This is a genomic window from Nocardia sp. 149-1B, from assembly GCF_057747975.1.
On sequence record NZ_CM173233.1, the window covers coordinates 1,663,355 to 1,682,125 of the forward strand.

Here is an 18,771-nt window from a genome sequence, read left to right on the forward strand (position 1 = left end):
TATCAGGGGCAGGCGGTGTTCGCGGTGTCGGTCGCGCTGCCTCCGGCCACATTGGTGCAGGTGTCCCTGAACATGCTTGTCACGTTGCTGCCCAGAGCGAACACGAGGACGACGATCAGCGCGGCGATGCCTCCCACCAGCAACCCGTACTCCACGGCGGACGCGCCGCGCTCGTTGCGGTTGCGCTGCATCGTGAACATGTTCCGCAGGAACTCGAGCATGGTGTTTCTCCCTCTCCATGTTGGTCCCGAGATCGGACCGGAGGGGTCCCTCAACCCCTCGGGCGTCATCGTGTCCTGTGACTGCAGTCACCCGGATCAGGAGAACGCTCGCGTCTGGATAGCCCGAAATGACTAGGCCTCGGCGCCGAACGGACATCGTTCGCACCGCTCGGGTGGGCTAGGCCGGGCGGGACCAAGGTCCCGGGACCAAGGTCCCGAAAGCTAGGTCGCGACGAGCGAGGCTGAGCTCAGTGCGCGGCGTCGGTCGGGCGCACGCTGGAGAGCAGCCCGACCCGCATCGCGGTGACCAGCGCCTGGGCGCGGTTGACGGCGCCGAGCTTCTGGTAGATGTGCGCGATGTGCGACTTCGCCGTCGACTCGCTCATGAACAGCCGCTCGGCGATCACCGCGGTGCCCAGGCCGTCGGCGAGCAGCAGCAGCACGTCGTGCTCACGGTCGGAGAGCCGGGCCGTGGTCGCCCCGACCCGGCGCACCATCGCGTCGGCCAGCCCGCTGCACACGAACGAGCGCGGCGAGACCGCCGCGTGCCGGATCGTGCGGACGACCTCCTGCGCGGGCGCGTCCTTGCCGACGAACCCGGACGCGCCGGCCTCCATGGCCGCGAAGATCTGGTCGTCGCCCGAGTGCATGGTGAGCACCACGAGGCCGATCGTGTCGCTCTCGCGGCGTACGGCCCGGGCGATGTCGAGCCCGGTGCCGTCGGGGAGCTGGAGGTCGGCGACCACGACGTCGGGCCGCAGGTCGGCGACCGCGGCCAGCCCGGCGGCCATGGTCGCCGCCGTACCGACGACCGTGAGGTCGTCCTCGAGCTCGATGACGGCCGCGAGGCCGCTGCGGATCAGCTCGTGGTCGTCGACGAGCAGCACGGAGGTCACGCGGTCACCACGTCGTCCTGGGCCGCCGCCACGATCTCGACGGGTGCCGCCGGAGCGGGCACGCGCACCGTCACGCTGGTGCCGTGGGGCCGCTGCGGGTGTACGTCGAGGCGCCCGCCGATCAGGGCAGCGCGCTCCCGCATGATCTCGAGTCCCTGGGAGTCGCGCCGGGCCGGGCCGAGCCCGGTGCCGTCGTCGCGCACGATCAGCACCGCGCGCGGCGGCCGAACCCGGCAGTGCACGTCGATGGCGCTGGCGCCGGCGTGCTGCACGGCGTTGGTCATCGCCTGCTGGGCGATCCGGAACAGCTCGGCCTCGACCTCCGGACGCAGCCGGGTCTCCCGCTCGTCGAGCGTGACGTGCACGGGGATGCCGGAGGACTCGGTGAGCTGGCGGGCCAGGCTGCCGAGGGCGGCTCCCAGGCTCGCGCTCTCGCCCACGCCGGTGCGCAGCGTCAGGACCGACCCACGCACCTCGGAGACCACCGACGTGATCCGCTGGCGCAGGGCCTCGATCCGGGCGCTCTGCGCCGGACTGCCCGGGTCGGCCGCCAGCGCGTCGACGAGGTAGCCGAGTGATGCGATGTCCTGCGCGAGACCGTCGTGCATCTCCCGGGCCAGCCGGCTGCGCTCGCGGGCCGTCGCGCGGTCGCGCAGGGTCTCGAACAGCAGGGCCGTGTCGAGACGGACGACGCTCGCGGCGAGCCGCGCGCTCAGCGCGCGGATGCGCTCCTCGAGCCCCAGCTGACCGGCGTCGAGGCGCTCGGACAGCAGCCCGGCCACGACGCCCACGGTCGTGCCGCCCGAGTGCAGGGGGAACGCGAACGCCTGGCCGTCGATGATCGCGCGGTCCGCCCACCAGCACGTGGTGGCGATCTCCTCGACCGGGTCGCGCTCGGGCGAAGGGCCCAGGGACCAGGTGACGAGAGGGGAGAGGTCTCGGACCGGGGCGACGTAGACCGTCAGCACCTCGGCGGGCAGGTCGTCGCGGACCGAGTCCAGGAGCCGGGTCCCGAGCGTGGCGGGGTCGAGCCCGGAGCCGAAGTCGTCGGACAGCTCGATCAGCTGCCGGATCAGCGCCTGGGCGTCGTGGTAGGCGCCCAGCGGGTCCGGCCCGCGACGCAGCACCGCGTGCAGGTACGTCGCGATCATGCCGAGCCCGATGGCGGCGACGCTCCAGGTCATGATCGCGAGCCCCTCGTCGTTGCTGACCGGTCGTCCCGCGCCGAGCGCGACCGTGAGCAGCGCCCCGAGCTCGGAGATGATCGCCAGGGACGCCCCGGCGGCTCCGGCGCGCAACGCCGCCGTCAATGGCCCGATGGCGAGGGCGCCGAGCATGGCGGTCGAGGTGTGCAGCGCGACGCCGCAGACCGCGCCCACCGTGAGCGGCTCGAGCACCGTCGTCAGCCAGACCGGCAGCGACCGGTTGAGCTCGGAGAGCTCACCGAGCAGCCAGGTGCCGCCGATCGCGAGCAGCGCGAGCAGGGCCGGGGTGTCCTGGGTCCACAGCGCGGGCGCGAGCAGCGCGACGAGCGCGCACAGCCGGGCGGCCCCGGCGATCCGGAACAGGTGCCAACCGCGGCGCGCGCGGACCGTCTGGGTCGGCATCAGAACGTGTCCATGATGCTGAGGACCGCCGGACCGAGGACGACCACGAACAGGCAGGGGAGGATGCAGAAGATCAACGGGACCGTCATCTTCACCGGCACCTTCTGGGCGCGCTCCTCGGCGTGCTGGCGGCGCTTGACCCGGATCTCTCGGGACTGCACCCGCAGCACCTGCGCGATCGGGATGCCGAGCGAGTCGGCCTGCACCATCGCCCCGACGAAGGTGCGCAGCTCTGCGACCGTGGTGCGGGCGGCCAGGGCGCGCAGGGACGCCGCCCGGCTCTGGCCGAGCTGCATCTCGCGCAGCACCCGGGCGAGCTCCTCGGCGAGCGGGCCCTCGGTGTGGCGGGCGACCTGCTGGACGGCGGCATCGAAGCCGAGCCCGGCCTCGACGCTGATCGTGAGCAGGTCGATCGCGTCCGGCAGCTCGCGCCGGATCCGCTCGGCCCGGTCGTAGCCCTTCTGGTACAGGTACAGGCCCGGGGTGAAGAAGCCGATGACGAGGCCCGCCAGGAGGAGGAGCACCAGCACGGGGGTCGCCGGTTCGAGGAGCAGGGCGACGACGCCGGAGCCGACGAGCCCGGCGATCGCGCCCAGCACGGTGCCGGTCAGGTAGCGGTCCACGGACCACCCGGGCGGGTTCCCGGCGAGGTCGAGCCGGTGCCGCACCCGCTCCGCCGCCTCGCGGCCCGCGAGCCGTCGTCCGAGGCCGAGGGCCCGGTCGCGCAGGGGCTCGAGCACGCGCTCGCCGAACGGCGCCTCCACCTCCGCGGTGACGGCCTCGGGGGCGGCCGAGGAGGCCCGCACCAGCTCGAGGGAGCGCGCGACCCCGCTGGTGTCCCCGGCGTCGCCGAGCGCGAGCGCGAGCAGCAGCACCGCCACCGCGAGGAGGACCGCACCGAGGAGCAACGTCATCTCAGACCTCCACCCGGACCAGGCGGCTCATCCAGAACGCGCCGACCGCCAGCCAGAGGACTCCGCCCACGAGCATCACGATGCCGCGGGGGTCGTCGAAGAGCGGCATGAGGTACGCGCGGCTGGTGAGCAGCAGGTAGAGCATGAACACCGGGGGCAGCACGCCGAGCACCCAGGCCGAGAGCCGGCCCTCGGCTGAGAGTGCCGCGACCTGGCGGCGCACGAACTCGCGCTCGCGCATGGTCGCCGCGACCGTGTCGAGCAGCTCGGCGAGGTTGCCGCCGACCTGCCGCTGGATCCGGATGGCCATCACCGCCCAGGCCAGGTCGGGACTGCCGAACCGCCCGGCCACGTCCTCCAGCGCGTCCTCCAGCGGCACACCCAGCCGGGTCTCGACGAGGGCGCGCCGGAACGCCGCCGCCACCGGCTCGGGTCCCTCGCGAGCGACCGTGTCGGCGGACTGGGCGAGCGAGAGGCCGGCGGCGAGGGAGCCCGACATCAGCTGGAGGGTCTCGGGGACGGCGGCGCCGAACGCCCGGTGCCGCCGGCTCCGGCGCACACCGAGGTAGGCCCACGGCCCGAGCCCGCCCGCGAGCAGGAACAGCATGAACAGGGGGAGGTTGCCGGCGCCGACGGCGAGACCGACCAACCCGGCGCCGACGAGCACGCCGGTGTGCACGAGCAGCCACTCGGCCGGCTCGAGGCGGCTCCCGGCGCCGTCGAGACGGTGCCGGATGCGGTCCTCGAGCCCGCGGTTGCGCCGCAGCACCTGCGAGGCGGCGCCGGTGGCCTGAGCCAGGGCATCCGGCCGGTCGGGGGGCGCGGCCGAGGTGGGGGCGGTGCCGCCGACGTACGCCGTGACCCGCTCGGCCGGGGTGAGCTCCGGCGTCGGCGCGGGGGAGAGGAGCAGCACCAGCAGCGCGAGGAGACCGAGGCCGATGGCGGCCGCGCCGGCCACCAGCAGGAGGCTCATCGCCGTCCCGCCACAAACAGGGCAGGGTCGACGCTGACGTTGGAGCCGGCGAGCTTATCGAGCAGCTTGGGCCGCAGCCCGGTGGCCGCGAGCGACCCGAGCGAGCGGCCGTCGGCGTCGAAGCCCGGGCTCTGGTCGAACACGAAGATGTCCTGGAGGGTGACGACGTCGCCCTCCATCCGCTCGACCTCGGTGATGTGGGTGATGCGGCGGCTGCCGTCCTTGAACCGGGTCTGGTGGACGATCAGGTCCAGGGCCGAGGCCATCTGCTCGCGGATCGCCCGCATCGGCAGGTCCATGCCGGCCATCAGCACCATGGTTTCGATGCGCGCCAGGGTGTCGCGCGGCCCGTTGGAGTGCACGGTGCAGATCGAGCCGTCGTGGCCCGTGTTCATCGCCTGCAGCATGTCCAGCGCCGAGGCGTCGCGGACCTCGCCGACGACGATGCGGTCCGGGCGCATGCGCAGCGCGTTTCGCACCAGGTCGCGGGTGTCGACGCCGCCCTTGCCCTCGATGTTGGCGGGTCGGGACTCGAGACGGACGACGTGGTCCTGCTCGAGCTGGAGCTCGGCCGCGTCCTCGATGGTGACGATCCGCTCGTCGGAGGGGATGAACGACGACAGCACGTTGAGCGTGGTCGTCTTGCCGGCGCCGGTGCTGCCCGAGACGATCACGTTCAGCCGGCCCCGGACGCAGGCCGCCAGGAAGTCCCGGGCCTGCGAGGTGAGCGTGCCCGACCCGACCAGGTCGTCGGCGGTCAGCGGGGTCGTGGCGAACCTGCGGATCGTGAGCGCGGAGCCGTCGATCGAGAGCGGGGGGATCACCGCGTTGACCCGGCTCCCGTCCGGCAGGCGCGCGTCCACCATGGGGCTGGACTCGTCGACCCGCCGCCCGATCCGCGACACGATCTTGTCGATCACCCGGCGCAGGTGGTCCTCGTCGACGAACCGAGCGGCCGTCGGCTCGAGGCGTCCGTCCCGCTCGATCCAGATGCTGTGCGCACCGTTGACCATCACCTCCGAGACCGACGGGTCGCGCAGGAACGGCTCGATCGGGCCGTAGCCGAGGATGTCGTCGCTGATCTCCTGCGTCACGCGGGCCCGGTCGCTGTGGCTCAGCGGCCGGTCCTGCGCAGCCAGCACATCGGCCAGGACGGCGCGCACCCGCTGGTCGAGCTCGGCCTGGTCCATCTCGGCGTCGTACAGCTGTGGCCCGAGCTGCTGGAGCAGCTCTGCGTGCACGCTGCCCTTGATCTCCTCGATCCGATCCCCTCGTCCGGCCTGCGACTTGCGGCGCCCCAGGGCGGCCTCGGCCGCCGGCTCGGCTGCGGCTTCGGCACCGGGCTCGGCGGTGGCGGCGACGACCGCAGCGGCCGCGTCCGGCACCTCGACGGGAGCGGTGCCGGCCTCCGCGGCGGCACGGGCCGCGGCCAGGCGGTCAGCGAGGCTCATCCGCGTCACCTCCGGATCCGGAACCGGCGCGCCGGCCCCGTCGGGGCGGGCTCGGCGGGCTCGGGTCCGGCCGGGCCCGCGGGGACGCCCGCCAACCGGACGGCGAGCCCGCGGATCGCGGCGCTGGAGGGGTGGTCCGGCTTGCCGCTGACGATCGGCGTGCCGGCGTTCGTCGAGGCGGCGATGTCGATGGACGTCGCGACCTGCGCGGCGACCGACAGGCCGAGGATCGCCTCCACCTTCTCGGGCCCGATGCCGACGGCCTCGTCGGCGCGGTTGAGCAGCAGGTGTCGATGGCCACGTGCGATGCCGAGCATCTCCAGCGTCTCGAGCGCCAGTCGGACGTTCTTCAGGGTCGGTACGTCGAGGGTGGCGACCACCACGCACTCGTCGGTCTCGTCGAGGGCGGCCAGGGTGGTCTCGTCGAAGGCGGGCGCGGTGTCGACCACCACGAAGTCGAACGCCTCCCGCAGCGTCCGCAGCACCCGGGTCACCAGGGCCGGCGTCACCCGCTCCCGGACGTCGGGCTGGCTGGGCGCCGCCAGCACCATCACCGCGTCCTGGTGCCGGGTCAGCAACGGGGCGAGCATCTCCGCGTCGAGCGTGTGCTCCGCGCCGATGGCGTGCTCCACGGTGTGGGAGGGGAAGAGCTGCAGGGTGATCGCGACGTCGCCGAACGCCAGGTCGAGGTCGACCAGGCACACCTGCCGCGCCCCGCGATCGGCCAGCGCGAGCGCGAGGTTGACCGCCATCGTGGTCTTGCCGACCCCTCCCTTGGGCGAGAACACCGTGACGACGCGACCCAGGTGCGTGGCCCCGGCCGGCCCGCGCAGCGCGACGTAGAGCTGGTGGGCGCGGCCGACCGCGGCGGCCACCGCCCCGACGTCGTCGTGGGGGACGACGTCGCGCGCACCCGCCTTGATCGCCCGGGTGAGCAGCACGGCGTCGATGGGGGTGTCGGCCTGGTCGCGCACGAGGACGACGCTGATCGTCGGGCGGCCGACGCGCAGCTCCTCGCACGTGCCGAGGGCGTCCTCGAGGTCCAGGCCGGGCCCGAGCACGACGACGTACTCCTCGGTGTGCTCGGCCACCCAGGCCCGCAGCCGCTCGGTGGACTCGATGCCGTGCGTCCCCGGAGGGAGCGCGGTCGACAGCGCGGTGATGGCGCTCGCTTCGGGGTCGACGACGACAGGCACGTCAGATCACCGGAACAGGTTCTGTGCGGTCACGCCCTTGCCGGACGTGACCTCGCTGTCGCCGTTGAGCAACGCGAAGGCGAGCTCGCCGTTCGAGGACGCGAACAGCACCTTCTGGGCGTCCTTCTGGTCCACCGCGACGGTGAGCAGCGTGCGCGGCAGCTGTTCGACGGTCTGGGCGCCGCTGTCGTCGGTGGTCGTGGTGGCCACCGGGGCTGTCGAGCCGACGCCGAGGACGGTCACCCGGGGCAGCAGCAGGCGGGTGAACGGCTGCCCGGACTGCTGGTCGAGCCCGTTGAGGAAGACCGCGACCTGGGAGCCGGGACTGAGGAATCCGGAGACCCGCGCGGCGTCGGTGAGGTTGACCGAGACCGCCATCTGTCCCGGTGGGATCGGCAGTGGTGCGGCCGCGTCGGCGCTGGATCCGAACTTGGCGGCGATCAGCTGCTCACCCGGCTGGATCGCGACGAGCGCGACCTGCCCGGCGAGGCCGTCGACCGAGGTCTGGGCGCCGGCCAGGCGGTCCGCCTCGGCCACCGACCCGGTGCCCACCTTGCCGGCCGCCTGCGCTGCCTCGATCGTCTCGCCGGCGGCGATCGGCGCGGTGGCCACGAGGACGTCGACGGACCCGAAGCGGTCCTCTGCTCGCTGGTCCGCGCCGCGGGCGTAGGCCACGACGAGCGCGGTCCCCAGGGCAGCCACCAGTGCTGCAGCGATGATGAGCAGCCGGCGTCGATCCATCGTGGTGCCCTCCCCAGTCAGGCCGCGCCGGGGGTGGGGCCCGACAGCGGACACGCTGCAACCGCCGGTGACCGATCCTCACCCCGAGATCGGTCGCCTTGGGGGGCACTCTAGGAGGATTCGCGCCCCCGCAAGGGCCTTTAGCCACTTTTCCCGTCGGGTATTTGTACCCGGTCAGGACACGTAGAGCGCCGCGACGTCTTCCTTGAACTCGCGCATGACGACGTTGCGGCGGATCTTCAGGCTCGGTGTGAGCTGCCCGCCCTCCTCGGTCCACTCGTCGGGCAGGATCGTGAACTTCCGGATCGACTCCGCCTTGGAGACCGCCTTGTTGGCCTCCTCGACCGCCGCCTCGATCTCGGCGCGCAGGTCGGGGTCGTCGACCAGGGTCGCGATGTGCTCGGACTTGCCGTGGGCCTGCGCCCAGGCGGGCAGCGACTCCCGGTCGATGGTGATGAGCGCCGCGATGAACGGCTGCCCGTCGCCGACCACGATGCACTGGTCGACGAGGAGATGGGACCGCAGGCGGTCCTCGAGCACGGCGGGTGCGACGTTCTTGCCGCCGGCGGTCACCAGGATCTCCTTCTTGCGTCCGGTGATCCGCACGAAGCCCTCGTCGTCGACCTCGCCGACGTCGCCGGTGTGGAACCAGCCCTCCGGCTCCAGAGCCTCCATGGTTGCGGCCTCGTTGCGCCAGTAGCCGGCGAAGACCTGGCCGCCGCGGAAGAGCAGCTCGCCGTCGTCGGCGATGCGTACGGCGGTGCCGGGCAGCGGGCGGCCCACGGTGCCGACCTTGATCGCCTCGGGGAGGTTGACCGTCAGTGCGGCGGTGGTCTCGGTCAGGCCGTAGCCCTCCAGGATCGTGAGGCCGATCCCGCGGTAGAAGTGGCCGAGCCGGTCGCCCAGTGGTGCCCCGCCGGACACTGCGTAGCGACAGCTGCCGCCGAGCGCTGCCACCAGCTTGCCGTAGACGAGCCTGCTGTAGACCGCGTGCCGGGCGCGCACCGTCAGCGGCACGCGACCCTTGTCGAGACCGCGGGAGTAGGCGATGGCGGCCTCGGCGGCGCGGTCGAAGATGCGACCGCGGCCGTCGGCAGTGGCCTTCTGGGACGCGGTGTTGAAGACCTTCTCGAAGACCCGCGGGACCGCGAGCACGAACGTCGGCTTGAAGTCCTGGAGGTCGACGACGAGGTTCTTGATGTCCGAGCTGTGGCCGAGCCGGGTGCGCATCTTGACGCACCCCACCTGGATGATCCGGGCGAACACGTGCGCGAGCGGCAGGAACAGCAGCGTCGAGGCGTCGTCGCCCTCGAAGAGCTCGGGGAGCTCGGTGACCGCCACCCCGATCTCGAACATGAAGTTGCCGTGGGTCAGCATGCAGCCCTTGGGCAGGCCGGTCGTGCCGGAGGTGTAGATCAGCGTCGCGAGGTCCAGGGGAGTCACGGAAGCGCGCCGCTTCTCCAGCTCCTCGTCGGAGATGTCGGCACCGAGCCGGACCAGGTTGTCGACGGCGTTGTCCGCGATCGACCACACGTGGTTGAGCTGGTCGAGACCAGGCCGGACCTCGCTGATCCGTGCGAGGTGCTCCGCGCCCTCGGCCACGACCGCCCTGGCACCGGAGTCGGAGAGGATCCAGGAGATCTGCTCGGAGGAGGAGGTCTCGTAGATCGGCACCACGACCGCGCCGGCGAACCAGGTCGCGTAGTCGAGGAGCGTCCACTCGTAGCGGGTCTTGGAGACGATCGCGAGGCGGTCGCCGGCCTCGATGCCGGCGGCGATCAGGCCCTTCGCGACCGCGCTCACCTCGGCGAGGAACTGCGCCGCGGTGACGTCCTCCCAGCCGGCCTCGCCCGCTCCCGTCGTACGACGGCTGAAGACGACACTGTCGCCCGCCTCACGGGCGTTGGCCACCACGTCGTCGGTGAGGTTGCCGGTGGCCGGGACCTCGATCGTCGACGGGGTGGAGAACTCACGCACGATGGCCTCCTGGGGTCCGGGCGCCGCGCGTTCGCGCGGAGATCGCTGGGCTCACGAGCGAGGTTACCGCCGCTTCGGCGGTGCCCGGGATCCGGTACGCTCGCAGACCGATACAACCGCACCGAGGGGACCCGATGGCCGAGCAGACCACCTCGTCGATCGTCATCGACGCGGCGCCCGCCGCCATCATGGGTGTGATCGGCGACTTCCCGGCCTATCCCGAGTGGGCCAAGGGCGTCACCACCTCCGACGTGGTCGCGCAGTTCCCCGACGGGCGTGCCGAGCAGGTCTTCTTCGTGCTCGACGTCTCGCCGATCAAGGACGAGTACACCCTGGAGTACGTCTGGAACGGCGACCACATGGTCACCTGGACGCTGGTGCACGGCAAGATGCTCCGCGCCCTGGACGGCGCCTACCTGCTGCGCGAGCTCCCCGACGGCTCGACCGAGGTCACCTATCGCCTCGCGCTCGACGTCAACATCCCGCTGATCGGGATGCTCAAGCGCAAGGGCGAGAAGATCCTCATCGACACCGCGCTGAAGGGGCTCAAGAAGCGTGTCGAGTCGCTCGGGTGAGCCCGGCCCGGTCTGAGCGACGCTGGACCAGCTGACCGTGCGCATCCTCCTGTTCACCGGCAAGGGCGGGGTCGGCAAGTCGACCGTGGCCGCGGGGACAGCCGCGCTCGCGGCCGCCGAGGGGCACCGCACGCTGGTGCTGTCGACCGACCCCGCGCACTCCCTGGCCGACGCCTACGACTGTCGGCCCGGTGAGATCGGGTCCGAGCCGACTGAGGTCTCCGACGGCCTCTTCGTGGTCCAGGTCGACGCCCAGCTGCGGTTCGAGCAGTCGTGGGCCGACATCCAGCGCTACCTGCTCTCCGTCCTCGACGTCGCCGGGGTCGACCCGGTCGCGGCGGAGGAGCTCACGGTGATCCCCGGCGCCGAGGAGGTGCTGGCGCTGCTCGAGCTGCGCCTGCACGCGCGCTCGGGGGCGTGGGACGTGATCGTCGTGGACTGCGCCCCGACGGCCGAGACCCTCCGGCTGCTCGCCCTCCCCGAGGCGCTCGGCTGGTACATGCACCGGGTCTTCCCGGTCGAGCGTCGCGTGGTGAAGGCGCTGCGTCCGGTGCTGAGCCGGGCGGCCGGCGTGCCGATGCCCGCCGACTCGGTGTTCGACGCGATCGAGCGGCTGCACGGGGAGCTCGACGAGGTGCGCGGGCTGCTCAGCGGCCCCGACGCCAGCGTCCGGCTGGTGCTCACCCCCGAGAACGTCGTCCTCGCCGAGGCCCGCCGCTCCTACACGACGCTGTCGTTGTTCGGCTACCGCGTCGACGGCGTCGTCGCCAACCGCATCTTCCCCGCCCAGGGGGCCGACGACTGGCGCGCGGGCTGGGTCGTCGCCCAGGACGAGGTCCTGTCCCGGGTCGAGGAGTCCTTCTTCGGCCTGCCGCTCTGGCGCTCGGAGTACCACCCCAGCGAGCCCGTCGGCATCGCCCCGCTGACCGCCTTGGCCCAGGACCTGTACGCCGGTGACGACCCGCTGAGCCGGGCGTCCGGCAAGCCGCCGTTCCGCGTCCGGCGCAGCGAGGGCGGTGCGGTCGTGCGGCTCTCACTGCCGCTGGTCACCCGCGCCGAGGTCGACCTGGCCCGCAATGGCGATGATCTGGTCGTGACCGTGGGATCGTATCGTCGGTTGATCACGCTCCCATCCGGTCTGGCGCGCCTCCGCATCGCCGGGGCCCGGGTGGAGCAGGGCGAGCTGCAGGTGCGGTTCACCGAGACCTCCGACGACGAAGCTGGGAGATGACGTGAGCGACGGAGAGGGCCCCGCGGACGACGCGGCAGGCTCCGGACCCGAGCCCGAGGCAGGCTCCGGACCCGAGCCCGAGGTGGGCTCGGTCGGCGAAGAGGCGGCCAAGCTCTTCGGCGCGCTCTCGGACTGGGCCCGCGACCAGGGTGGTGGCCTCGGTGACCTGGCCGGCGGGCTGGCCGGGCACGCGACGCGTGTTGCGCACGAGGTGGACGAGCACCTCGCGACGGGATCGGCCGAGTGCACTTACTGCCCCATCTGCCGCACCGTCCACGTGCTGCGGCAGACCTCGCCCGAGGTGCGCGCTCAGCTGACCACGGCCGCCACCGCCCTGATGCAGGCCGCGGCTGGGATGCTGGCCACCGCCGTACCCGACGATCGCGGCGCGCGTGGTGGCGTCGAGCGGATCGATCTCGACGACGACCCCGGCGGTTGGCCGGCGGACCCGGATGACCCGGATGCCCCGGGCGGACCTGAGGATGGAGACAGATGAGCCTGGCGTGTGGGATCGACGTCGGTGGGACGAAGATCGCCGGAGGGGTGGTCGACGAGTCGGGCACGATCCTCGAGGAGCTGCGGGTCGAGTCGCCGGCGACCGACGCGGAGGCGATCGAGGAGGCCATCGCCGGCCTGGTCGTCGACCTCCGTTCGCGGCACGACATCGCGACCGTCGGCGTGGGTGCGGCGGGGTACGTCGACAAGGCGCGCGCGGTCGTGCTGTTCGCGCCGAACGTCGCCTGGCGCAACGAGGACCTCAAGGGCGAGCTCGAGAAGCGGATCGACCTGCCGGTCGTGATCGAGAACGACGCCAACGCGGCGGCGTGGGGTGAGTTCACCTTCGGTGCCGGCCACGACGCCGAGGACCTCCTCCTGGTCACGGTCGGCACCGGTGTCGGTGGTGGGCTGGTGCTCGACGGCGAGGTCTACCGCGGCGCCAACGGCGTGGGCGCCGAGATCGGTCACATGCGCGTGGTGCCCAACGGCATCCTGTGCGGCTGCGGCAAGCACGGCTGCTTCGAGCAGTACGCCAGCGGGTCGGCCCTGGTCCGCGAGGCCCGGGCGGCCGCCATGTCCGGCGCGATGATCGCCCACGGGATGTTCGAGCGGGCCGGCGGCGACATCGCCAAGATCACCGGGCCGCTGATCACCGAGGCCGCCCGCGACGGCGACCAGGGCGCGCGCCAGCAGCTCGCCGAGCTGGGTCGCTGGCTCGGCGAGGGCATCGCGTCGCTGACCGAGATCCTCGACCCCGGCGTGGTCGTGGTCGGCGGTGGCGTCAGCGAGGCCGACGACCTGCTGCTCGAGCCGACGCGCGCGGCGTTCGCCGGCCAGCTGGTCGGCCGCGGGTTCCGGCCGATCCCCGAGGTCCGCAAGGCCCGGCTGGGCAACCGCGCCGGGCTGATCGGCGCCGCCGACCTCTCCCGCCGTTAGACGGCCGCCGCCATGCCGCTGTTCATCGGGGTCGACATCGGCGGGACGAAGGTGCTCGCCACCGCCGTGTCCCGGTCCGGACGGGTGCTGCGCACCGCTCGGCGTACGACGCCGGGACGGCGGGTCGAGGCACGCCTGGTCGAGGACGCGCTGACCGAGGCGGTCCAGGAGATCGCCGGCATCCGCAGGATCGGCGCGATCGGCATCGCCGCGGCCGGCTTCGTCGACGCGCAGGGGGAGCGGGTCCGATTCGCACCGCACCTGCCCTGGCGCGACGAGGGCGTCCGAGCGCGGCTCGCGGAGCGGTGGAGCGCCCCGGTGGTGCTCGACAACGACGCCAACTGCGCGGCGCGCGCGGAGCTGACGTACGGCGCGGTCGGCAACGCCTCGGACGCGCTCGTGGTCACCATGGGCACCGGCATCGGCGGCGCCGTCGTCCTCGACGGTGCGGTGCACCGTGGCCACAACGGGATGGCGGGGGAGTTCGGGCACATGCAAGTGGTGCCCGGTGGGCTCGAGTGCGAGTGCGGCGGCGCCGGGTGCTGGGAGCAGTACTCCAGCGGCAACGCGCTGGTGCGCCACGCCCGGGCGCGGATCGGGCATCGGCCGACGTCGCTCGAGGCCGCCTGCGAGGGCGACCCCGCGCGGCTCACCGGCCCGATGGTGACCGCGGCCGCCGTGGCCGGGGACGCCGTGGCCCTCGACGCGTTCGCCTCGGTCGGGGAGTGGCTGGGCGTCGGGGTGGCCAACCTGGTCGCGGCGTTCGACCCCGAGATCGTGGTGATCGGTGGTGGGCTCTCGGCCGCGGGCGACCTGCTGCTCGAGCCCGCCCGCGAGGCACTGCGCGAGTCGTTGGTCGGTGCCCCGCACCGGGCGATCCCACCCGTCGTACGCGCCGCGCTCGGGCCCGAAGCCGGCGCGATCGGCGCCGCCGAGCTCGCCCGTCAGACCTTCAGGAGCGCCGGTACCCGGGCACGAGCTCGACGGCGAGCTGCTCGAGGAACAGCCCGACGTCGGTGACGATGCCGCGGGCCTGCGAGGACCCGCGATCGGCGAGCTTGGTGACCGTCGCCGGGTTGATGTCGACGCACACCAGCGGCACCGACGCGGGCAGGATGTTGCCGGTCGCCACCGAGTGCAGCATGGTCGCGACCATCAGGCAGAAGCCCACGTCGGTGAGGTTCTGCCGCATCGCGCGCTGGCCCTCGATCACGTCGGTGTAGACGTCGGGCAGCGGTCCGTCGTCGCGCACCGAGCCGACCAGCACGAAGGTCTTGTCGTGGGTGACCAGCGCGTGCATGATGCCGCCGGTCAGCACCCCGCTCTCCACCGCGGCCCGGATCGACCCCTCCTTGCGGATCGTGTTGATCGCGCGGATGTGGTGCTCGTGCCCGTGCTCGACGCCACGACCCATGGCCAGGTCGATGCCGAGGCTGGTGCCGTAGAGCGCGGACTCGATGTCGTGGGTCGCCAGCGCGTTGCCGGCGAACAGCACGTCGACGTACCCCGCCTGCACGAGCGCGACCATCGCCGGCGCGGCACCGGTGTGCACGACGCCCGGGCCGCCGACCCACAGCACCCGCTTGCCCGCGGCCTTCGCCTCGCGCATGCCGTCAGCGACCTGGCGGACGAGCACCGCCTGCGGCTTCTCCGAGGACACCTCGGACTCCATGAACCCGAACGCACCGGCGGTGCGGTCCGGAGCCGGCACCGTGACCTGGATGCCCGAGGCGCCGGTGATCACGAGCATCCCGCGGCGTACGTCGGACATCGGCAGCGTGTAGACCCGCACCGGCCGTCCGTCGTCGTCGCGCTCGAGGACGAGCCCACAGTCCATCTCCGGATTGGCGACCTGCAGCCACGCGCCCTCGACCCGCACCCGGGTCTCGAGGTTCGTGGTCGAGTAGAAGTGATCGGGGAACACCCCGTCGCGATCGGCCTCGGTGACCCCGGCCTCGCCGAGGTCGACCTGGTTGACCCCGCGGGTCTGCAGCCGCATCAGCAGGCGCTCGAGGGCGTCGTCGTCCTCGGTGATCACCGTGATGACCGCGTGGGACGGGTCGTCGGTCTTCCTGCCCACGTCGAAGCGGTCGATCGTGTAGTCGCCGCCGTACTCCCGGATGTCGTCGAGGACGCGGGCGAGGATGCCGTGGTCCATCAGGTGGCCGGTGATCTCGACGGACTCCTGAGCGCTCACCCGAGGACCATAACGAACTCAGCACCCCCACCGACCGAGGTACGTCGGCAGGCCAGCTCCGGTTGCGGTGGTTGAAGGACGAGGAGACGTGGTCGCCGTTCGCTGTGGTCACCCGAGCATGGGCACCGAGGGCGGTCAGCACGAGGTCGTCTGTGGTCGACGTGCTGTGGTCGTCGTTGCAGACCCGGGATTCCTCCTGCCGATTCCACCGCGTCGGGGCGTCCGGCGGGGTGACGGGGTTTCGAGGCTCGCTTCGCTCGCACCTCAACCGCCGTCGCGGTGCCGGAACACGGTGGTTGAGGTGTGAGGAGCGCTGATGAGCCTCGAAACCACCCCCCGTCGGGGCGGGGGCATGGGAGTGGCCCCGTCGGCCGTGGCCGGCGGGGTCGGGTGGGTCAGGTATGTCGGGTGTAGGTCCGGCCGTGGGGGCTGGTCCACACGAGGAGTCGGTGGCCGACCCTGTGGAGGGTCCAGCCGCCGTGGGTCTTCAAGCGGTGGTGGAACCGGCACTCGGGCACCAGGTTGCAGCTGCACGTCGGCCCGCCGTCGGCGTGGGGGATGACGTGGTCGAGGTCGCAGCCCCGGGAGGGGCGGCTGCAGCCGGGGAACACGCAGGTGGGGTAGGTGGCGATGATCTGCTCGCGCAGGGTCTTGGATGGGGTGTAGCCGGGGACCTCGATGTGCTCGTTGAGGTCGAGGACCGGTCGGATGGTGACGGGTCCGGTGGCGGTGGCGCACCAGCCCTCGACCTGTGAGACGAGGACGTGGGTGCGGGTGTTCTCCACCCCGGCGAGCGCGGACTCGGAGAGGTGCACGTAGACGACCAGCTCCCGCTGCTTCCTGGCCGGCTGGACGCTCACGGCCGTGGTGTCGGGTGCGAGCATGAGGTCGCCGCGGGCCAGCGCTCCGGCGGCCAGGGCGCGGCGCACGTTCAGGGACTCGGTGCAGCCGAGGTCGGCGAGCTGCTGGGCGCCGGTGGTGATCGCGTGGTCGAGGTCGAGGGCGTCGGCGAGGTCGAGCTCGCCGCGCACGGTCGCGGTGCCCTCCAAGGAGGCACGGTGGGTGTCGATGTCGAAGAACCGGCCCTCCGCGGCCAGCAGGCGTTGGTGCTCGGCCTCGATCGGGTCGAACAACGCCCGCGCTGCTTCCACGGTCCGGTCGAGCTGTGCCCAGGTCAGCCGGTGCGCGAGCGGGGCGAGGTGCTTGTCGACGTGGTCGGCTGCCTCGGCGGGGAGGGACATCGTGCTGGTGGCGATCCGCCGGGCCCGCCACACCGCCACCTGCCCGGCCATCACCCGGGCCCAGAGACGCGGGAGCCGGTGGCGGACCTCGACCGCATCGCCCAGATAGGAGCGGCCGGCGTCGGTGGTCATGCCGAGGGCGAGGGCGAAGTCCGCGACACAGAACTCCGCGACCAGCGGAGCACCGGGCCCGGCGATCGCGAGCTCACCCTGCGTGCCCTCCACGGTGGCCGCGTCGTCCAGATCCTCGGCGGGGTTTGCGGTGGCCCAGTCGACTGCGAGCCGGAACTGGTCGATCTCGGCGTCGGTGAGCACCGCGTGTGTCGTCTCCAGGGCAGCCAGCACCGTGCCGGGACCATCGAGGTCCGGGTGCTCGAGCGGGAGGGCTGCCATGGATCTATCCCAGCACTGGCCGCCGACAGTCGAGGGCCCAGAACCCGGGTATCCACAGGGTTCTGGCAAATCCGAAGGTAAAATCTGCGAGCACCCGTCGGGGTCAGGGTCGGCAGGAGGAATCCCGGGTCTGCGACGACGACCACAGCACAGCAACCCGCCACGGACCTGGTGCCGAGAGACCGCGGTGACCACCCTCGGGTGACCACAGCGGACGGTGACCACGTCCCTCGCCTTTCAGCAACGACGACCCGGGCGCACCCGCAGGCTGACGTGCATCCGGCGCCCTGCCGACGCTGCGGTGGTTTCGAGGCTCGGGCCTAGCGGCCCTCGCACCTCAACCACCGTGCCCCGCGGGTGGTTTCGAGGCTCGGGCCTAGCGGCCCTCGCACCTCAACCACCGTGACTCCGCGGGCCTAGCGGCCCTCGCACCTCAACCACCGTGCCCCGCGGGGTGGTTTCGAGACGGTTGCCAGGGCTCCCTCCTCCACCACCGGCACGGCTAGACCTGGGCGCCGTCGTCCCAGGGGTCGCGGGGGCCGCGGGGCATCTGGAACACCAGGTAGAGGAAACCCCCGACGAAGCCGGCAACCAGGAGGTAGCCCAGCCAGGTCGGGAGTGAGATCGAGAAGATCAACGAGACCAGCAGCACGATCGGCGAGCCGAAGATCCCGATCCAGGCGACCAGCCTGTCCGGTGTCGCGCGCGGGATCGGTGGCGGCTCGGGAGGCTCGAAGCCCTCCTCCTCGGCGAGGAACGGCTCGTTCTCGTCCTCGCTGGGCCCCAGCGGGCGCAGGTCGCCGAAGCGGCCGCCGAACGGAGCCCCCGAGACCGGGGGAGCCACCGGCGGCGGCTCGGGCGCCGGGGGCTCGTCGAGCTGGGGACGCTCGCCGTAGTTCTCGACGATCGCCCGCCAGACGCGGTCATCGTCATCGCCGTCCGAGCGGTCCGGCTGGTCTGGGCGGTCCGGCTGCACAGGACGAGCCTAGGCGCCTCCGCCTACTGGGTCCCGCCCCGGGCGCGCAGCACCTGGACGAGAGCGTGCCCAGACCGGTCGTCGGTGGAGCCGATCACCCGAATCCATGTCTTTCCCAAGCGCGCGGCGGCGGGAATGGCGAACTGCGTCCGCGCCCGGCCGAGGCTGTCGGCGACGCCGCTCGCGACCTCGGCGCCGGCGAACCGGATCGTCCACGGCTCACCCGCGTCGAGCCCGGAACCCGCGATGGTGACGAGCTGCCCGCGTCGGGCCTGAGGACGCACGCGTACGTCGAGTGCGGCGGCCTCGCGGACCACGGTCACGCTCACCTGCGCGGACGTGGTGCCGTCGGAGGGCCAGTCGGCCCCGGCGGTCACGTTGTCGACGAGGTCAGTGGTCCACGTGAGGGTCACGGCCTGCCCGCGGCAGATCCGGGCCTGGTCGGCGGTGAGCTGGATCGTCGGTGCGTGCGCGGAGGTGACCGCCGCCGTCGGGTCGGAGGTGTCGGCGATCGGGGCGCCGTCGGCGTACCACTGGTAGGCGAGCGCGTCGGCGATCGGCGTGTACGACGGCGCGTTCGCGGTGAGGGTCGTGCCGACGACCGGGCTGCCGGTGATGGTGGGCGCGCCGCCGGCGACCAGGTCCGGCACCGCGACGATCACGAGGTCCTGGTAGGTGCCGACGTCGAAGCTGGTGATGGTCCGCCCGGTGAGCTCCGCGGGGATCGGTCGCAGCGGGCATGGCGATC

18 protein-coding genes are annotated in these 18,771 nt (G+C 72.5%); 5 read left to right on the forward strand and 13 right to left on the reverse strand.

Annotated features, from left to right (window positions below; genetic code table 11):
- Nucleotides 1-2: 2 nt before the first annotated feature.
- From AC3ANS_RS07960 to AC3ANS_RS08000, 9 genes are all read right to left on the reverse strand, one after another.
- The gene (locus AC3ANS_RS07960; RefSeq protein ID WP_488295617.1) at nucleotides 3-221 is read right to left on the reverse strand and encodes a Flp family type IVb pilin; all 219 of its coding nucleotides are present in this window, start codon (nucleotides 219-221) and stop codon (nucleotides 3-5) included.
- 248 nt (nucleotides 222-469) lie between these two features.
- Nucleotides 470-1,117, reverse strand: coding sequence for a response regulator (locus AC3ANS_RS07965; protein WP_488295618.1), 648 nt, complete (start codon nucleotides 1,115-1,117; stop codon nucleotides 470-472).
- Nucleotides 1,114-2,724, reverse strand: coding sequence for a sensor histidine kinase (locus tag AC3ANS_RS07970; protein WP_488295619.1), 1,611 nt, complete (start codon nucleotides 2,722-2,724; stop codon nucleotides 1,114-1,116). The genes AC3ANS_RS07965 and AC3ANS_RS07970 overlap by 4 nt, the downstream gene beginning before the upstream one ends.
- On the reverse strand, nucleotides 2,724-3,638 hold the full coding sequence (locus tag AC3ANS_RS07975) for a type II secretion system F family protein (RefSeq protein ID WP_488295620.1): 915 nt from the start codon (nucleotides 3,636-3,638) through the stop codon (nucleotides 2,724-2,726). Before AC3ANS_RS07975 ends, AC3ANS_RS07970 begins: the two co-directional genes overlap by 1 nt.
- Before the next feature lies 1 nt (nucleotide 3,639).
- Entirely contained in the window at nucleotides 3,640-4,611 is a 972-nt protein-coding gene (locus AC3ANS_RS07980; protein ID WP_488295621.1) for a type II secretion system F family protein, read from the reverse strand.
- The gene (locus AC3ANS_RS07985) at nucleotides 4,608-6,062 is read right to left on the reverse strand and encodes a TadA family conjugal transfer-associated ATPase (protein ID WP_488295622.1); all 1,455 of its coding nucleotides are present in this window, start codon (nucleotides 6,060-6,062) and stop codon (nucleotides 4,608-4,610) included. The genes AC3ANS_RS07980 and AC3ANS_RS07985 overlap by 4 nt, the downstream gene beginning before the upstream one ends.
- A 5-nt stretch (nucleotides 6,063-6,067) precedes the next feature.
- Nucleotides 6,068-7,258, reverse strand: coding sequence for a CpaE/TadZ family protein (locus AC3ANS_RS07990; protein WP_488295623.1), 1,191 nt, complete (start codon nucleotides 7,256-7,258; stop codon nucleotides 6,068-6,070).
- A gap of 6 nt (nucleotides 7,259-7,264) precedes the next feature.
- Nucleotides 7,265-7,999 carry a Flp pilus assembly protein CpaB gene (gene cpaB / locus AC3ANS_RS07995; protein ID WP_488295624.1) on the reverse strand — a complete coding sequence of 245 codons (735 nt, stop codon included), beginning with the start codon at nucleotides 7,997-7,999 and terminating at the stop codon, nucleotides 7,265-7,267.
- A gap of 174 nt (nucleotides 8,000-8,173) precedes the next feature.
- Entirely contained in the window at nucleotides 8,174-9,976 is a 1,803-nt protein-coding gene (locus AC3ANS_RS08000; RefSeq protein ID WP_488295625.1) for an AMP-dependent synthetase/ligase, read from the reverse strand.
- A 134-nt stretch (nucleotides 9,977-10,110) separates the two neighbouring features.
- Between AC3ANS_RS08000 and AC3ANS_RS08005 the strand changes: the two genes are divergently transcribed.
- The 5 genes from AC3ANS_RS08005 to AC3ANS_RS08025 are packed head-to-tail and all read left to right on the forward strand — an operon-like array spanning nucleotide 10,111 to nucleotide 14,236.
- On the forward strand, nucleotides 10,111-10,551 hold the full coding sequence (locus tag AC3ANS_RS08005; protein WP_488295626.1) for an SRPBCC family protein: 441 nt from the start codon (nucleotides 10,111-10,113) through the stop codon (nucleotides 10,549-10,551).
- A gap of 37 nt (nucleotides 10,552-10,588) precedes the next feature.
- Nucleotides 10,589-11,782 (forward strand): ArsA family ATPase, encoded by a 1,194-nt coding sequence (locus AC3ANS_RS08010; RefSeq protein WP_488295627.1) that lies wholly within the window; start codon nucleotides 10,589-10,591, stop codon nucleotides 11,780-11,782.
- A 1-nt stretch (nucleotide 11,783) separates the two neighbouring features.
- Nucleotides 11,784-12,278, forward strand: a complete 495-nt coding sequence (locus tag AC3ANS_RS08015) for a hypothetical protein (protein WP_488295628.1) — start codon at nucleotides 11,784-11,786, stop codon at nucleotides 12,276-12,278.
- Entirely contained in the window at nucleotides 12,275-13,216 is a 942-nt protein-coding gene (locus AC3ANS_RS08020) for an ROK family glucokinase (RefSeq protein WP_488295629.1), read from the forward strand. The genes AC3ANS_RS08015 and AC3ANS_RS08020 overlap by 4 nt, the downstream gene beginning before the upstream one ends.
- A 12-nt stretch (nucleotides 13,217-13,228) precedes the next feature.
- Nucleotides 13,229-14,236, forward strand: coding sequence for an ROK family protein (locus AC3ANS_RS08025; protein ID WP_488295630.1), 1,008 nt, complete (start codon nucleotides 13,229-13,231; stop codon nucleotides 14,234-14,236).
- Here AC3ANS_RS08025 and AC3ANS_RS08030 read toward each other — a convergent pair.
- The 4 genes from AC3ANS_RS08030 to AC3ANS_RS08045 all read right to left on the reverse strand — a co-directional run bounded on the left by AC3ANS_RS08030 (nucleotide 14,169) and on the right by AC3ANS_RS08045 (nucleotide 18,685).
- Nucleotides 14,169-15,413, reverse strand: a complete 1,245-nt coding sequence (locus AC3ANS_RS08030) for an ornithine cyclodeaminase, nickel-pincer nucleotide-dependent (RefSeq protein WP_488295631.1) — start codon at nucleotides 15,411-15,413, stop codon at nucleotides 14,169-14,171. The two genes, AC3ANS_RS08025 and AC3ANS_RS08030, sit on opposite strands and share 68 nt — an antisense overlap.
- Before the next feature lie 395 nt (nucleotides 15,414-15,808).
- On the reverse strand, nucleotides 15,809-17,047 hold the full coding sequence (locus tag AC3ANS_RS08035; RefSeq protein ID WP_488295632.1) for an HNH endonuclease signature motif containing protein: 1,239 nt from the start codon (nucleotides 17,045-17,047) through the stop codon (nucleotides 15,809-15,811).
- A 502-nt stretch (nucleotides 17,048-17,549) separates the two neighbouring features.
- Nucleotides 17,550-18,023 carry a hypothetical protein gene (locus tag AC3ANS_RS08040; RefSeq protein WP_488295633.1) on the reverse strand — a complete coding sequence of 158 codons (474 nt, stop codon included), beginning with the start codon at nucleotides 18,021-18,023 and terminating at the stop codon, nucleotides 17,550-17,552.
- Between the two features lie 23 nt (nucleotides 18,024-18,046).
- The gene (locus AC3ANS_RS08045) at nucleotides 18,047-18,685 is read right to left on the reverse strand and encodes a hypothetical protein (protein WP_488295634.1); all 639 of its coding nucleotides are present in this window, start codon (nucleotides 18,683-18,685) and stop codon (nucleotides 18,047-18,049) included.
- Nucleotides 18,686-18,771: the final 86 nt, after the last annotated feature.

What these genes read in the sequence shown, in the direction of transcription:
- AC3ANS_RS07960 (WP_488295617.1), bottom strand. Translation starts at nt 221, where the DNA reads ATGCTCGAGTTCCTGCGGAACATGTTCACGATGCAGCGCAACCGCAAC.
- AC3ANS_RS07970 (WP_488295619.1), bottom strand. Translation starts at nt 2,724, where the DNA reads ATGCCGACCCAGACGGTCCGCGCGCGCCGCGGTTGGCACCTGTTCCGG.
- AC3ANS_RS07975 (WP_488295620.1), bottom strand. Translation starts at nt 3,638, where the DNA reads ATGACGTTGCTCCTCGGTGCGGTCCTCCTCGCGGTGGCGGTGCTGCTG.
- AC3ANS_RS07980 (WP_488295621.1), bottom strand. Translation starts at nt 4,611, where the DNA reads ATGAGCCTCCTGCTGGTGGCCGGCGCGGCCGCCATCGGCCTCGGTCTC.
- AC3ANS_RS07985 (WP_488295622.1), bottom strand. Translation starts at nt 6,062, where the DNA reads ATGAGCCTCGCTGACCGCCTGGCCGCGGCCCGTGCCGCCGCGGAGGCC.
- cpaB (WP_488295624.1), bottom strand. Translation starts at nt 7,999, where the DNA reads ATGGATCGACGCCGGCTGCTCATCATCGCTGCAGCACTGGTGGCTGCC.
- AC3ANS_RS08005 (WP_488295626.1), top strand. Translation starts at nt 10,111, where the DNA reads ATGGCCGAGCAGACCACCTCGTCGATCGTCATCGACGCGGCGCCCGCC.
- AC3ANS_RS08020 (WP_488295629.1), top strand. Translation starts at nt 12,275, where the DNA reads ATGAGCCTGGCGTGTGGGATCGACGTCGGTGGGACGAAGATCGCCGGA.
- AC3ANS_RS08025 (WP_488295630.1), top strand. Translation starts at nt 13,229, where the DNA reads ATGCCGCTGTTCATCGGGGTCGACATCGGCGGGACGAAGGTGCTCGCC.
- AC3ANS_RS08035 (WP_488295632.1), bottom strand. Translation starts at nt 17,047, where the DNA reads ATGGCAGCCCTCCCGCTCGAGCACCCGGACCTCGATGGTCCCGGCACG.